10 protein-coding genes are annotated in these 15,239 nt (G+C 57.3%); 6 read left to right on the forward strand and 4 right to left on the reverse strand.

The window, feature by feature from the left end:
• Positions 1 to 270 precede the first annotated feature (270 nt).
• The 6 genes from recC (at position 271) to GHN86_RS17055 (ending at position 12,015) form a co-directional block, all read left to right on the forward strand.
• Positions 271 to 3,720, forward strand: coding sequence for an exodeoxyribonuclease V subunit gamma (gene recC, locus GHN86_RS17030; protein ID WP_153386985.1), 3,450 nt, complete (start codon positions 271 to 273; stop codon positions 3,718 to 3,720).
• Positions 3,720 to 7,409 (forward strand): exodeoxyribonuclease V subunit beta, encoded by a 3,690-nt coding sequence (gene recB / locus GHN86_RS17035; RefSeq protein ID WP_153380134.1) that lies wholly within the window; start codon positions 3,720 to 3,722, stop codon positions 7,407 to 7,409. The genes recC and recB overlap by 1 nt, the downstream gene beginning before the upstream one ends.
• Positions 7,406 to 9,487 carry an exodeoxyribonuclease V subunit alpha gene (gene recD, locus GHN86_RS17040; RefSeq protein WP_153380136.1) on the forward strand — a complete coding sequence of 694 codons (2,082 nt, stop codon included), beginning with the start codon at positions 7,406 to 7,408 and terminating at the stop codon, positions 9,485 to 9,487. Before recB ends, recD begins: the two co-directional genes overlap by 4 nt.
• A gap of 176 nt (positions 9,488 to 9,663) precedes the next feature.
• Positions 9,664 to 10,239: a YfiR family protein gene (locus tag GHN86_RS17045; protein ID WP_153380138.1), complete on the forward strand. Its 576-nt coding sequence runs from the start codon at positions 9,664 to 9,666 to the stop codon at positions 10,237 to 10,239.
• Entirely contained in the window at positions 10,236 to 11,519 is a 1,284-nt protein-coding gene (locus GHN86_RS17050; protein WP_153380140.1) for a diguanylate cyclase domain-containing protein, read from the forward strand. The genes GHN86_RS17045 and GHN86_RS17050 overlap by 4 nt, the downstream gene beginning before the upstream one ends.
• A complete protein-coding gene (locus GHN86_RS17055; protein ID WP_153380142.1) occupies positions 11,512 to 12,015 on the forward strand; it encodes an OmpA family protein in 504 nt (167 codons plus the stop codon). The genes GHN86_RS17050 and GHN86_RS17055 overlap by 8 nt, the downstream gene beginning before the upstream one ends.
• Before the next feature lie 56 nt (positions 12,016 to 12,071).
• Here the strand turns inward: GHN86_RS17055 and GHN86_RS17060 are convergent, their stop codons facing one another.
• The 4 genes from GHN86_RS17060 to GHN86_RS17075 form a co-directional block, all read right to left on the reverse strand.
• Positions 12,072 to 12,491 carry a hypothetical protein gene (locus GHN86_RS17060; RefSeq protein ID WP_153380144.1) on the reverse strand — a complete coding sequence of 140 codons (420 nt, stop codon included), beginning with the start codon at positions 12,489 to 12,491 and terminating at the stop codon, positions 12,072 to 12,074.
• Positions 12,492 to 12,533: 42 nt separating this feature from the next.
• The gene (locus GHN86_RS17065; RefSeq protein WP_323369416.1) at positions 12,534 to 12,965 is read right to left on the reverse strand and encodes a hypothetical protein; all 432 of its coding nucleotides are present in this window, start codon (positions 12,963 to 12,965) and stop codon (positions 12,534 to 12,536) included.
• A complete protein-coding gene (locus tag GHN86_RS17070) occupies positions 12,946 to 14,076 on the reverse strand; it encodes a polymorphic toxin type 44 domain-containing protein (RefSeq protein ID WP_153380146.1) in 1,131 nt (376 codons plus the stop codon). The genes GHN86_RS17065 and GHN86_RS17070 overlap by 20 nt, the downstream gene beginning before the upstream one ends.
• A 95-nt stretch (positions 14,077 to 14,171) precedes the next feature.
• Entirely contained in the window at positions 14,172 to 15,131 is a 960-nt protein-coding gene (locus GHN86_RS17075; protein WP_153380148.1) for a LysR family transcriptional regulator, read from the reverse strand.
• Positions 15,132 to 15,239 lie beyond the last annotated feature (108 nt).

The following is a 15,239-nucleotide window of genomic DNA, read 5'->3' on the forward strand; positions in this document are numbered from 1 at the left end:
TCGCCGATGGTAGTGTGGGGTTTCCCCATGTGAGAGTAGGTCATCGTCAAGATTAAATTCCAAACCCCCTGTCTGCTCACGCAGACAGGGGGTTTGTTTTTGTGGGCAAAAAAACCGCAGCGAGCCACAAGCCTCAAACGACAGGTTTGAATACTCTCGGTATGCCCCAAGCTGTTCGCTTGCAGCTGTTCGCTTGCAGCTTGCAGCAACTGCCCCCCGTGCAATGTTAAGGTTCGTCTTTGGATATTGCCTTCCCCTAAGGATGCCTTCATGCCGGTCGCTACTTCTCTGAATCCAGGTTTTATGGTCGTTCACGGTAATCGCCTTGATGAACTGCGAGGCTTGGTCGTGAGCTGGATGCGGCGCTATCCCTTGGCGCCTTTGGAGAACGAAATTGCACTGGTACAGAGCAATGGCATCGCTCAATGGCTGAAGCTAGCTCTGGCCGAAGATGCTCAGGATGACGACTTGGGTGGCTGCGGGATTGCTGCCGCTGTTGATGTGCAACTGCCCGGCAGTTTCATGTGGCAGCTCTATCGAATCGTATTAGGCACAGAGCAAATCCCCGCCAAATCCTTGCTGGATAAAGCCCCGCTAACGTGGCGTTTGATGCGTTTGTTGCCTGCTCTTATTGATCAGCCGCACTTCGAACCCTTGCAGCGGTTTCTGACCCACGACACTGATCTGCGCAAACGCTATCAATTGTCAGAGCGCCTCGCCGACCTCTTCGACCAATACCAGGTTTATCGCGCCGATTGGCTTGAAGACTGGGCGGCAGGCCGTCACCAGCTACGCAATGCACGAGGCGAAACCCCAGTCTTAAGTTCTGCCAATTGCTGGCAAGCTGAACTGTGGCGTGAGCTTCTGCTCGATGTAGGTGAAGAAGGCATGTCGCAGAGTCGTGCCGGCGTGCATCAGCGCTTTATGGACAGGATCAATACCCTCGAGCAAGCTCCGCCCGGCTTGCCGGCCCGAGTCATCGTCTTTGGCATTTCTTCGTTGCCTGCCCAGGCACTCGAAGCGTTGGCAGGGCTGGCCCGCTTCAGTCAGGTACTGCTGTGTGTTCACAACCCTTGCCGTCATCATTGGTCTGACATCGTGGCGGACAAAGATCTGCTGCGTCATCAGTACAAACGCCAAGCCCGCAAAGCTGGAATGCCTACCGCGCTGGATATCGACATCCTGCATCAACATGCTCACCCCTTACTGGCTGCGTGGGGCAAGCAGGGGCGTGACTACATTAACTTGTTGGACAGTTATGACGATCCGAACAGCTATCGAGCCGCCTTTCGCGATGGACGGATTGACCTGTTCAGCGAAGTAGAGCCCCTCAACGTATTGAATCAATTACAAGACGATATTCTTGAGCTGCGTCCTCTCAATGAAACACGTGAGCTATGGCCTGCTGTTGATTTAGACACCGATCGTTCAATCCGTTTTCATATTGCCCATAGCGCGCAACGTGAGGTCGAGATCCTTCACGACCAATTACTGGCCCGTTTCAGCGAAGATCCTGGCTTACAGCCACGGGATGTGATCGTAATGGTGCCGGACGTCGACAGTTACGCACCCCATATTCGGGCAGTATTTGGCCAGATCGAACGCGACGATCGCCGTTTCATTCCCTACACCCTGGCAGACCAAGGCCAGCGGGGCCGTGATCCACTGCTGATCGCCATCGAGCACTTGCTTAAATTGCCTGACAGCCGCTTCCCGGTTAGCGAGATTCTCGATCTTCTGGACGTTCCCTCGTTACGAGCGCGCTTTAACGTCCAAGAGCGCGACCTTCCAACCTTGCATCGCTGGATCGAAGGTGCAGGGATTCGCTGGGGATTGAATGCGCAACAGCGCGCCGGCCTCGGCTTACCGGCACAACTGGAGCAGAACAGTTGGCGATTCGGTTTGCGCCGCATGCTGCTGGGCTATGCCGTGGGCAGTGGCGAAGCCTGTGATGGCATTGAGCCTTACGATGAAATTGGTGGCCTGGATGCTGTATTGATTGGCCCGCTTGTGGCACTGCTCGATGCGCTGGAAATTGCCCATCAGGAACTCTCGCAACCAGCCTTGCCACAGCAATGGGGCGAACGCCTGCAAGCGCTGGTCCAACTCTTCTTCCTGGCGGAAACCGAGCACGACGACTATCTGCTGGCTCAGCTGGAAGAGCTGCGGGAAAACTGGCTTGAAACCTGTGAGCTGGTTGGCCTGCAAGATGAGTTACCGCTCACCGTCGTACGTGAGGCTTGGTTGGCTGGCCTCGACCAAGGCAAGTTGTCCCAACGATTCCTGGCCGGTGCGGTCAACTTCTGCACCCTGATGCCGATGCGCGCCATCCCGTTCAAACTGGTGTGCTTGCTGGGGATGAATGACGGCGACTATCCGCGTGCACAGCCGCCGCTGGATTTCGACTTGATGGGCAGCGACTATCGCCCCGGCGATCGTTCGCGCCGTGAAGATGACCGTTATTTGTTGCTTGAAGCGCTGCTTTCAGCCCGTGATCAGCTGTACATCAGTTGGGTAGGGCGCAGTATCCGCGACAATAGCGAGCGTCCCGCCTGCGTTCTGATCGGACAACTGCGTGATCATATCGCCAGTGGCTGGAAGCAGCAGGACGGCAGTGATCTGCTTGAGGCCATGACTCAAGAGCATCCGTTGCAACCGTTCAGCACCCGCTACTTTCATGAAGGCAATCCCAACCTCTTCAGCTACGCCCGTGAGTGGCAGCAATTGCACGAGTTTCAAGACGCGCCGGTTCAGCCCGGGTCACTCATCGCACACGAACAAGAAGAACCCTTGAACCTGACTCAGTTGCAGGATTTCTTGCGCAACCCGGTGCGCCACTTCTTCAGTCAGCGTTTGAAAGTGTTCTTTGAAGCCGCAGAAGCGCCTCTTGCAGATGAAGAGCCTTTCGTCCTCGATGCGTTACAGCGTTACACCTTGAGCGACAGCTTGCTCGACGCCGCCTTGGCCCAGCCCGATCAACTGGAGCAAGCCTTGCATAACCGCGCCCTGCGGCTGCAAGGCAGCGGCCTGTTACCGATGGCCGGGTTTGGCGAGTGCTTGCAGCAAGAGTTGATAGAACCTTTGCCCGACGTATTGCAGCGCTATCAACAGTTGCTGACGCTTTGGCCTACGCCACTGAACAGCGCCTTGCCTGTCAGCCTCGAAGAACATGGGCTGAGACTGGAAGGGTGGCTGGGTAATCTGCATCAGCGAAGTGATAACGGCCTCCTCTCCATTACCACTATCCCTAACAGCATTGGCGCGATTAAAACCCGTAAATGGCACCGATTGACCCGGCCGTGGGTGAACCATCTGGTTGCCTGCGCCAGTGGCTTGCCCATGTCCACCGCGTTGGTCGCCAGCGATGACACCTTGTTGCTTGAGCCTATGGCGCCTCACCACGCCCGTGACATTCTCGGCAATCTGTTGCTGGCCTGGAAGGCCGGGATGAGTCGCCCGCTGCCGGTTGCGGTGAAAACAGCCTTCGCCTGGCTGGCCCACAGCGATCCGGCCAAAGCTGAAGCCGCGGCACAGAAAGCGTACGAAGGTGATGGTCAGACCAGTAATGGCGAACGCCGCGAAAGTGCTGCGCTCGCCCGTCAGTTCCCGGACTACGCGGCGCTGATTGCCGCCAATGAATTTGAAGACTGGTGCGACGCCCTATATCGCCCCTTGTTTGACGCCCCTTGGCGTTCACTGAACAGCGAGGTGGCCCGCTAATGAGTGCGCAAACAGAACCCCTGGCGCTAGCCTTTCCCTTGCACGGCAGCCAACTGATCGAAGCCAGCGCCGGCACCGGCAAGACCTTCACCATCTCGGCGCTCTATCTGCGTTTGATACTGGGACACGGATCGCAGGACGCCGGGTTTGGCCGCGAATTGTTACCGCCACAAATTCTCGTGGTGACCTTCACCGATGCCGCCACCAAAGAATTGCGCGACCGTATCCGCACCCGTCTTGCCGAAGCAGCACGGTTTTTCCGAGACGAGATCCAGGCGCCAGACGCTTTGGTTGCGCAACTGCGAGATCAGTTTTCGTCCGAACAATGGCCAGGATGCGCAGGTCGGCTCGACATTGCCGCGCAATGGATGGATGAAGCCGCTGTTTCGACTATCCACAGTTGGTGTCAGCGGATGTTGCGTGAGCATGCGTTCGACAGCGGTAGCCTGTTCACTCAAACGTTGGAAACCGACCACAGCGACTTGCTGGGCGAAGTGGTGCGTGATTACTGGCGCCTGTTTTGCTATCCCATGCACGGTGACGCGCTGAACTGGGTGCGTGCGCATTTGAGTGGCCCCGACGCCTTATTGCCGCGTATACGCGCGCTGTTTGGTAGTTCGCGGACGGGGGTAGATCCCGAACAAAGCCCCGCGCAGATTATCGATGCCAGCCTGCAAGAGCGCCGTCAGGTACTCACCCAGCTTAAAACCCCGTGGCTGCAATGGGCGCAGGACCTGCGCGATATTTGCCTGCAAGGCGTAGCCAGTAAAAGTGTCGACGGGCGCAAGATGCAAGCGCGTTACTTTGAACCCTGGTTTGACAAGCTCAGCACGTGGGCTGCGGACGACACGCTGGAACAACTGGACCTGAGCACTGGATTCACTCGTCTGACACCTGATGGCATGGCCGAAGCCTGGAAAGGGCAGCCGCCGCAGCATCCGGGTCTGGACGCCATGCCCGGCCTGAAAGCCGCTTTGGACGCCTTGCCCAGCCCGGATGCTGCTGTGCTGGAACATGCCGCGCGCTGGGTGAGCACGCGTTTTGAGGCAGAAAAGCGCCGCCGTGCCGAAATGGGCTTTGACGACATGCTGCTCAGACTGGATGCCGCCTTGCAGGCGGATGGCGGCGAGCGTCTGGCGACCTTGATTCGCGAGCAGTTCCCGGTGGCCTTGATTGATGAATTCCAGGACACCGATCCGGTGCAGTACCGCATTTTCGAAACCATTTACCGTATCGAGGACAACAGCCCTGAGACGGGTTTGTTTCTGATCGGCGATCCGAAGCAGGCCATCTATGCCTTCCGCGGTGCCGACATTTACACCTACCTGCGCGCCCGTCACGCCACTCAAGACCGGCTGCATACACTGGACACCAACTTCCGCTCCAGCCACGCAATGGTGGATGCGGTAAACCACGTGTTTGCGCGGGCTGAACAGCGCGACACGGGACGCGGCGCGTTTTTATTCCGCGACGGTGCTGAAAACCCTGTGCCTTTTGTCTCGGTTAAATCCCAGGGCCGAAAAGAAGTCCTGCAACTGGATGGGCAGCCGGTGACCGCCATGAACCTTTGGCAATTGCCCTCGGAACAGCCCGTTTCCGGCGCGGTGTATCGCCAGCAATTGGCGGCCGTGTGTGCCACTCAGATTGTCGAGTTGCTCAATGGCGGCCAGCAAGGTCGATGTGGGTTTGTCCAGGAAGGGCATTCGCTGCGCGGTGTATTGCCGGCTGATATCGCGATTCTGGTACGTGACGGTAAAGAAGCGCAGGCTGTGCGGCGTGAATTGTCGACCCGTGGCGTGCGCAGTGTTTACCTGTCAGATAAGGATTCAGTCTACGCCGCGCAGGAAGCACAGGATGTGCTGGCATGGCTTAAAGCCTGTGCCGAACCGGATGTCGAACGCCCACTGCGCGCCGCACTGGCCTGTATCACGTTGGACCTGCCATTAATCGAGCTTGAGCGTCTGAATCAGGATGAACTGGCGTGGGAACGCCGGGTAATGCAGTTTCGCGGTTACCGCGAAATCTGGCGTAAACAAGGCGTGTTGGCCATGTTGCGACGCCTGCTGCATGACTTTGAATTGCCTCGCACATTGATTGCCCGAGTGGACGGTGAGCGTGTGTTAACCAACGTGTTGCACCTGTCCGAGTTGTTGCAGCAGGCAGCTGCCGAGCTGGACGGTGAGCAAGCGCTGATCCGCCATCTGGCCGAGCATCTGGCTTTGTCGGGTCAGGCCGCAGAAGACCAGATCCTGCGCCTTGAAAGCGATGAACAACTGGTCAAAGTGGTCACGATTCACAAGTCAAAAGGTCTGGAATACCCGTTGGTGTTTTTGCCGTTTATTTGCTCGACCAAGCCAGTAGATGGCAGCCGTTTGCCGTTGCATTATCACGACGCGGCGGGTAACGCGCAGGTGAGTTTGAAAGCCACACCCGAACTGATCGCGCAGGCCGATGACGAGCGTCTGGCCGAAGACCTGCGCTTGCTCTATGTGGCTCTGACCCGTGCCCAGCATGCTTGCTGGCTGGGCGTTGCCGACCTTAAGCGCGGCAACAACAATCGCTCGACTTTGCACCTGTCTGCATTGGGTTATTTGCTCGGAGGTGGTGCAGTGCTCGCCGAATCCGTATCCCTTGCGCGATGGCTGGCGGACGCACAGCAAGATTGCCCGGCCATTGATTACCAGCCTGTGCCATTGCCCAGCCCCGCGTACTTTGTTCCGCCGATCAACCAGGCCACATTACTCAAACCGTTGATCCCGGCTCGTCGCGCTGCCGAAAACTGGTGGATAGCGTCTTACAGTGCGTTGCGTATTGGTGACAGCCTCAGCCCTGCCGAGGCACCGGAAAGCGCGTTGGCGCAAAAGCTCTCGGATGATGAGCGACTCGATCCTGATGCGCCGCGTGATGTGTTACTCACCGGCGGCGACATTCACCGTTTCCCTCGTGGGCCCAATCCCGGCACCTTCTTGCACGGTCTGCTGGAATGGGCCGGCGGCGAAGGTTTCAAGGCTGACGCTACAGCCGTCAACGATGCCGTCGCACGACGTTGCAATCGACGTGGCTGGCAAGGCTGGATTGAAACCTTGAGCGACTGGTTGCTGCATCTGCAACACGAACCCCTGCGCCTGAACAATGGTCAGCCAGCGGTAGTACTGAGCGGTTTGAATCAATACCAGATCGAAATGGAGTTCTGGTTTGCCAGCCACAAGGTCGACGTGCTGCAACTCGATAAGCTCGTGCGTCAACATACTCACGGCGGTGCGCCACGTGCGGCGGCTGAACCGAGCCTGCTCAATGGCATGTTCAAAGGCTTTATCGACCTTACGTTCGAGCATGCCGGGCGCTATTACGTCGCGGATTACAAATCCAATTGGCTGGGTATCGACGATGCGGCCTACACCGAACAGGCGATGACCACATCCATTCTGGATAATCGCTACGACCTGCAATACGTCTTGTACCTGTTGGCCCTGCACCGCCAACTCAAGGCGCGGCTGATTGACTACGACTACGACCAGCACATGGGTGGCGCATTGTATTTATTCCTGCGCGGCACTCGCTCCCAAGGGCAGGGCGTGTTCTTTACGAGGCCGCCTCGATATTTGATTGAAAGCCTGGACCTGATGTTCCAGGGCAAACCTCAGCCTCAACTGGCTGAACCGGCATGGGAACAGGGAGAGTTGTTATGAGTCGTTCGTTTGCCGAACTGTTACCTACGCCGTTGACGGCTGAAAGCCTTGCCCGGTTACAACCGTTGACGTGCGCCGAGGATCTGTTGCTGCTGCTGGAGCGCTGGGTAGAACGCGGGTGGCTGCGTGCGCTGGATAAAGCGTTTGTCGCTTTCCTGCATGAGCGCGACCCAGAAGGCGATCCGTTGGTGCTGCTGGCGGCGGCGCTGACCAGCCACCAGTTGGGTCACGGGCATGTCTGTCTGGATCTGTTCGACACCCTGAAAGAGCCCGACTTTGCACTGTCGCTTCCTCCTGAAGGCGATGTGCAGACCGGCGCCATGTTGCTGCCTTCGCAATTACTCGAAGCGCTGGACGGTGACGCGTGGTGTGCCGCCTTGCAGGCCAGCGCGTTGGTTGAGCACGCCGGACACTCTGCGCACGCGAGCAGTCGGCCTCTGGTGCTGAGCGACCGCCGTCTGTATTTGCGTCGCTATTGGGCGTACGAGCGGCGAATCGACAGCGCTTTGCGCCAACGTCTGTCAGCCCCGCAGGTCACGCCTGAGGATTTGCCGGCTCGCCTCAACAGTTTGTTCGCCAGCCCGGTACAGCCTGCACCGATTGACTGGCAAAAACTGGCCTGCGCGTTAGCGACCCGAGGAGCCTTCAGCATCGTCACGGGCGGCCCCGGCACCGGCAAAACCACCACTGTAGTGCGCCTGCTGGCACTGCTGCAGGCTCCAGCGGTCGAGGCAGGTGCGCCGTTGCGAATTCGTTTGGCTGCACCGACCGGCAAAGCGGCCGCACGCTTGACCGAGTCCATCAGCCTGCAAGTCAAATCGCTGGAAGTGGCTGACAGCGTTCGCCAAAAAATTCCCAGTGATGTCACCACGGTTCACCGCCTGCTGGGCAGCCGACCGGGCACACGGCATTTCCGCCATCACGCAGGCAACCGGCTGCCGCTGGATGTATTGGTGGTTGATGAAGCCTCCATGATCGACCTGGAGATGATGGCCAATTTGCTCGATGCATTACCCGACCATGCGCGGCTAGTGCTGTTGGGGGACAAGGACCAGTTGGCCTCGGTTGAGGCCGGTGCGGTGCTGGGCGATTTGTGTCGCGATGCCGAGGCAGGCTGGTACACCCCGCAGACTCGTGCCTGGCTGGAACAGGTCAGTGGTGAAAACCTTGCGGCCAGCGATTTGCAACAAGACCTCGACGGTACTCATCCGCTCGCCCAGCAAGTGGTCATGTTGCGTCACTCGCGTCGCTTCGGAGAGGGCAGCGGGATTGGCCAGCTTTCTCGTCTGGTGAATCGACAAGAGTCCCATGAGGCGCGGGCGTTGCTGGTCGCGGGGCATCACGAGGATCTATTCACCCTGCCGCTCAAGGGTGAGCAGGACCGGGGGTTCGAGCGTCTGGCGCTGGAAGGGCGCGGTGCGCAGGCCAAAGGTTATCGGCATTACCTTGAGGTGTTGCGTGAGCGGCGTCCCTCGGCCGATGCGGGCCTTGAAGACCCTTGCTGGGCAGTATGGGCAGGGCACGTGCTGGAGGCGTTTGAGGCGTTCCAGGTACTGTGTGCCGTGCGTAAAGGCCCGTGGGGTGTTGAAGGTTTGAACGAGCGCATCACGCGCACGTTGTTTGCTCGCAAGTTGATAGACGGTGATCAGCAGTGGTACGAAGGGCGCCCCGTGCTAATGACCCGCAATGATTACGGCCTTGGGTTAATGAATGGTGACATCGGCATCGCGCTCAAACTCCCGGAGCGTGATGGAGATAAGCAGCGCCATGTGCTGCGGGTTGCCTTTGCCCGCAACGATGGGCAGGGCGGTATTCGTTTTGTGCTGCCGAGTCGACTCAATGATGTCGAAACGGTGTACGCCATGACGGTGCACAAATCTCAGGGTTCGGAGTTTTCGCACACCGCGCTGGTGCTGCCGGAAGCCCTCAACCCGGTGTTGACCAAAGAGCTCATCTATACCGGCATCACCCGGGCCAAACATTGGTTCAGCCTGATAGAACCGCGCGCGGGCGTGTTTGAGGACGCCGTAGCACGCAAGGTCAAACGCTTGAGCGGGCTGATGTTGGCTCTGGGTTAGCCACGCCCGGCTCATTGGCAATGGGCGCGCAGGGAAGCGGCGCTCTGCAAAAGGGGGGATACACGGTTCGCATAGCTACTTTTGGATGGCCGGTTATGTGAAGCCGGTCACAGTAAATGCGAATCCTGTGATACATTCCCGGCATTATTCCTACAACGTTTACCGAGATTTCCTGCATGGATGTGGCTGTTTTCTCGATACGGCAGGGGTTGAGAAGCGGCCTGCTGCGCTTGTCTCTTTACCTGCTATTGCTGAGCACCCCCAGCTTGGCTCAATCCGAAGTCCCTCTGGATCAGGTTGATCAACGGGCCAAAAATGTCACCCAAGTGGTGCTTGGCATTCTCAGCTATGCGCGCTGGCCCATTGAACCGGCGTCTTTGCAGCTGTGTGTGGTCGGCCCGACCGAGTACGCCGATGACCTGCTAAAAGGCGCGACACAGGCCAGTGGCAGAGCGTTGCAGGTGCGCCGTGTACTGGTCACTGACCCTTTACTTATCCAGCGTTGCAACGCGCTCTATTTAGGCAAACTCAGCCCTGAAGACCGTCGCGATTTGTTCGAGCAACTGTCGGGCCAAGCGGTCCTGAGCATTAGCGAACAGGCGGATCCATGCAGTGTCGGCAGCTTGTTTTGCCTGCGGGTGGGCCAAGAGCATGTGTCGTTTGAGGTCAACCTCGACTCTGTCGCCCGCAGCGGCGTGCGTATCCATCCTCGTGTGTTGCAATTGTCACGTCGTCGGGGTGATCAGGTATGAGCCCGGAAAAAAGGCTTCCTGTACACCGGCGATTGCGTTCGGTACTGCGCCGCGGCCATCTGAGCGTGGCATTGGTCGCCGTCGTATTGGCCAGCACGTCGATGACACTGTTGGGCACGCTGGCACTCAAGGTGTACGCCGACAACAACGTGCATTTGCTGGCGCGTGCCATCAATTACACCGTCGAAGCGGCAGTGGTGTTCGATGACAAGGCCGCCGCGTCAGAAGCATTGGCCTTGATTGCCTCCTCAGCTGCTGTCGCCGACGCTCAAGTGATTAAGGCCAATGGTCAGTTACTGGCGCAGTGGCAGCGCCCGGAAAACGGGTTGTTGTCCAAGACAGAGATGTGGCTGGCAGATCACTTGTTGAATCAGCCGGTAACGGTGCCGATTGAGCGTCAGGGTCAGAAGATCGGTGAGGTGAGAATCCGTGCCCACGGTGCCACCCTGTTGAGGTTTTTGATCAGTGGACTGTTCGGTGTGTTGCTGTGTACGGCGCTCAGTGTTTGGAGTGCCTTGCACCTTTCACGGCGCATGCATGGCGGTATAACCGGCCCCTTACAACAACTGGCTGAAGTGGCGCACGCGGTACGCATCGAGCGCGCATTCGATCAGCGCGTACCTGTGGCGCAGATTGCCGAGCTGAACAGCCTGGGCAATGACTTTAACGCGTTGCTCGATGAGCTGGAGTCGTGGCAAAGCCATCTGCAACATCAAAACCAGGCGCTGGTGCACCAGGCCAATCATGACTCGCTGACCGAGTTGCCCAACCGTGCCTACTTTGAAACCCAGTTGGCGCGCACCCTGCGTTCGCTGAACACCTCCCATGAAAAAGCCGCTGTGCTGTTTCTCGACAGCGACCGTTTTAAAGACATCAATGACACCTATGGCCATGCGGCGGGTGATGTGGTGCTGGTGACGGTGGCGGCCCGCATCCGCGCCTTGCTGCGTGAAAACGATGTGGTAGCGCGATTGGGGGGCGACGAATTTGCGATCTTACTGACGCCGCTACACAGGATTGAAGACGCCCAGCGTATTGCTGACAAGATCATCGCCAGCATGCGTGAGCCTATTTCGCTGCCGGGGCAATGCAGCGTTGTGACCTCGTTCAGTATCGGCATTGCGGTTTACCCGGAGCATGGCACTCATCCGGATTCATTGCTGTGTGCAGCAGACTCGGCGATGTACCACGCCAAACGCCTCGCCCGTGGCGGGCAACACGTTGCGAAGCTGGAGTGCTCCGTAACCCCTAATACTTCAGGAGCTGTTCCCCATGCGTGAGTTGATTCAGCGCTATGTGCAGTTAGTTAGCGTTGCCCTGTTGCTGGCCGCGTTGTCGTTGGCCGGTTGCCAGACCACAGCGCCCAAAGGCCTGACTGCGGCGCAGGTCGCGGTGTTGAAACAGCAGGGCTTTGAGTTGACTGACGAAGGCTGGGCCTTTGATTTGTCGGGCAAGGTGCTGTTCGGCAGCGACCTTGAGGTGCTCAATGCTAAAAGTCGATCCATCGTGGAGCGCATCGGCACGGCCTTGGTCGAGGCAGACATCCCGCGGGTGCGGGTAGAAGGCCATACCGATGCCTCGGGTCAGGACGCCTACAACCAAAAGCTGTCTTTGCGCCGCGCCAACAGTGTGGCCAAAGTACTGATCAACGCAGGGATGCGCTCGGAAAATATTCAAACGCTGGGACTGGGCAGCAGTATGCCCGTGGCAACCAACATGACCCGCGCCGGGCGGACCGAAAACCGGCGGGTGTCGATTGTGGTGATTACGGATTAGGTTCGCGTTCTGTTGATGACGAGTACGAGGCCAACCGCACACTGAAGTACGGTTGCTTAGGCCTCGAAAGGATTACTTTCGCCCTTGCACTGCTTTAAACGAGCAATAACGTCGGGGGCTGTTTTGACGGTGTCGATTCTGCCGACTTCATCAAGATAGATTTCTATGGTCTTCCCCCATTTAGGTGAGATGTCGATGCACCTCTGGAAACCTTGATCAGTCCACCAATCAAACATCATAAAAAAATCTTTGTTTGGGAATAGGTGGCCATGCTCAACAGCTGAACCGCCGTTGCTGATATCACCTCTGTAGATTCTGTGCTGAGTATTCCAAACGTATCGGAACACCTGCGTGCTATTCGGGGAAAAATTAACGGCTACGACCGGGGATGCCGCATACCAAAAAGCCAAAGGAAGGACGACGAGGGCTAGAACTAGCCAACGGTCGGAGCGGATCTTGGGTTTATTGGCAGTCATGGGTTTTTACCCCTTTACCCCGAGATTAGGGCGGTAATGCATTCAACGAAGCCGAAAAGGGTCAAGCTCTCCCTGACATTGCTTTAAACGAGCAATAACGTAAGGGGCTGTTTTAGCGGTGTCGATTCTGCCGACTTCATCAACATAGATGTATATTTTCCTCCCCCATTTCGGGGTTATGTCGATGCACATCTGCAAGCCCCTTTTTTTCCACCAGTCGAACCTCATGAAGAAATCCTTATCAGGAAAAATATGGCCCCATTCAATGGCTGAACCGCCGCCTTTGGGCATTTCGCCCTTGTAGATTCGATCTTGGGTGTTCCAGATATATAGATAATCTTCCTCTCCTTCATGTGAAAATTTAACCACTACGACAGGAGTAGCCAAGTACGAAAATAATATGGGAAGGATTAGCAGGGCGATAAGTGCCAAGCGGTCATACTTGATTCTAGTTTTACTTGCATTCGTGTTCACGGATGCCAGTCCCCCATGCTTTAGGTGGTAATGCTAATACTTCGGTCATGAGCATTTTCGCTGTAATTCCCCCAGTCGGGTGTTGACTGAATAGCCTCATCCCAATGTTGATTGAATTACGGTCGGGGGTATCATCCCAAGCTCGCAGCCCCTCAATATCAGCGGAGCGGTTTGGGCCGGGTAGCTTCCATTGATCTTCAGGTTCGTTGAATACTTCCTTAACCTTGCGTATGGAATCCGAAACGATCTGCTCAGCCCCGGCGCCATCCAATAGGACGCCTTCAGATAGACCTCCGGCCACACCGACATACCCATAATGAATGTTCGACCAAATATCGTAGAAATAGTCGTGTTGTCCTTGTTTGTGCCAAATCCCGCCAATGGTCGTACGGATAATCAGCTTGTGATCCCACGGACGGCCCTGGCCCACTCGTTCAGTCCACATGGCCATAGCCGCCGCAGTCTTCGCTGCCCCGATCCCTTGAGGGTTGGTCATACCGATTTTGGCGTACCAAGGTAATTGCATCTGTTTGCGTGTCTCTTCTACAACGTCGTAGCTGAGCAGCTCTTTCATTTCCAACACTGAGGAGTGAAATATGTTGCGATTCATCTCGCCTGCGATGTACTCGGCCAGCTCTTCCATTTGATCAGGGTGGTTGCATGGGGTGGGGTCCGCTTTCGCTCTGCCGGGATAGCCAGCGGTCTTATCCGTTGCCTTTGAACCCACCGAATTGGAAGGATTCGCCGGTGGTTGGTCAGCGGAGTTTGCTGTTGGGTTGGACACTCGGGCTGCCGGCGGTCTTGCTCGTGTTTGCAAAGGCGCTATCAGCCGGTTACGGCCCTCGGGGCAGCCGCAATGGACTGTGGCACCGTCCAGCACGGTAGGCACTCCCATCCATTTCATGGCCGGAAGGCTTTCAACAATCACGCCCTCTTTGCCGCACTCCGGGCAGGGGGTGGTTTTATCCCCAAGGCGCAAGACGCCTCGCCCACTTTGTGTCGCATTGGGCAGGCTGCTGATGCATACCGCGCCAGTGGTCGTGACATCACCGTGCAGTCCTTGTCCTAACCCGTTAACACTTCCTCGTGCACTGTTTGGCCCTGTTGCCATTGCGTGTTCCTGCCGGTCCATTTGAATACGACAGGACGCTACTCAGGCAGGGTTAGTTTGTATGTAAGGGAATTCTTAAAAATTTAAAAAAGTGGTCAAAGTCGGCTTGAGTCGGTGAACAGCATCTCGCCACTTTCTCCCATCAACAGGCGTTGGTTCTGTTCAGTGACTTCGCGGATGTAATCCCACAACAGGGTGATGCGCTTGAGCTTGCGCAGGTCCTCGCGGCAGTACATCCAGAACTGCCGGGTGAGGTTGATTTCATCCGGCAACACGGGCAGCAACCGCGGGTCCTGGGCCGCCAGAAAGCACGGCAGTATCGCCAGCGAACGCCCTTGCTGCGCGGCCACGAATTGCGCAATCACGCTGGTGCTGCGCAAGGTGGCGCTGGCGCCGGGCACCACATTGGCCAGGTACAGCAGCTCTGAACTGAACGCCAGATCGTCGACGTAGCTGATAAACGGGTGTTCCTGCAAGTCAGCGGCCCGGCGGATGGGCGGGTGTTGGTCCAGATAGTCCTGGGTGGCGAACAGTTGCAAGCGGTAGTCGCACAGTTTGCAGCACACATACGGCCCATGCTCCGGGCGCTCCAGCGCAATGACAATATCGGCTTCACGTTTGGACAGGCTGATGAAGTGCGGCAGCGGCAGGATGTCCACCGAAATCGCCGGGTAGGTGTCGACAAAGTGGCTTAGCTGCGGGGTGATGAAAAAGCTGCCAAAGCCTTCGGTGCAACCCATGCGGACATGCCCGGACAACGCCACCCCTGACCCCGACACTTGCTCACAGGCCATGTGCAGCGTGCTTTCTATCGACTCGGCATAACCCAGTAAACGCTGGCCTTCAGGGGTCAGGGTGAAGCCATTGGTGCGCGACTTCTCAAAGAGCAAAGTCCCCAGCGCACTCTCCAGCGAGCTGATCCGCCGCGACACGGTGGTGTAGTCGACCGCCAGGCGTTTGGCGGCGCTGCTGGCTTTGCGGGTACGGGCCACTTCCAGAAAAAACTTCAGGTCGTCCCAGTTCAAAGCGCTTAACGAGGTGATGTTTTTTTGCATGTTTGACCGGCTTATATGTGCGTTCTTATTAGAAGAACGCACACCTATACTCCAAAAACTGTCCTGCGACCAATCCGGGCACCCGTACTCATAAAAATAATGTCGGAG

The sequence above is a fragment of the Pseudomonas helleri genome (genome assembly GCF_009600315.1).
Lineage (GTDB): Bacteria > Pseudomonadota > Gammaproteobacteria > Pseudomonadales > Pseudomonadaceae > Aquipseudomonas > Aquipseudomonas helleri_A.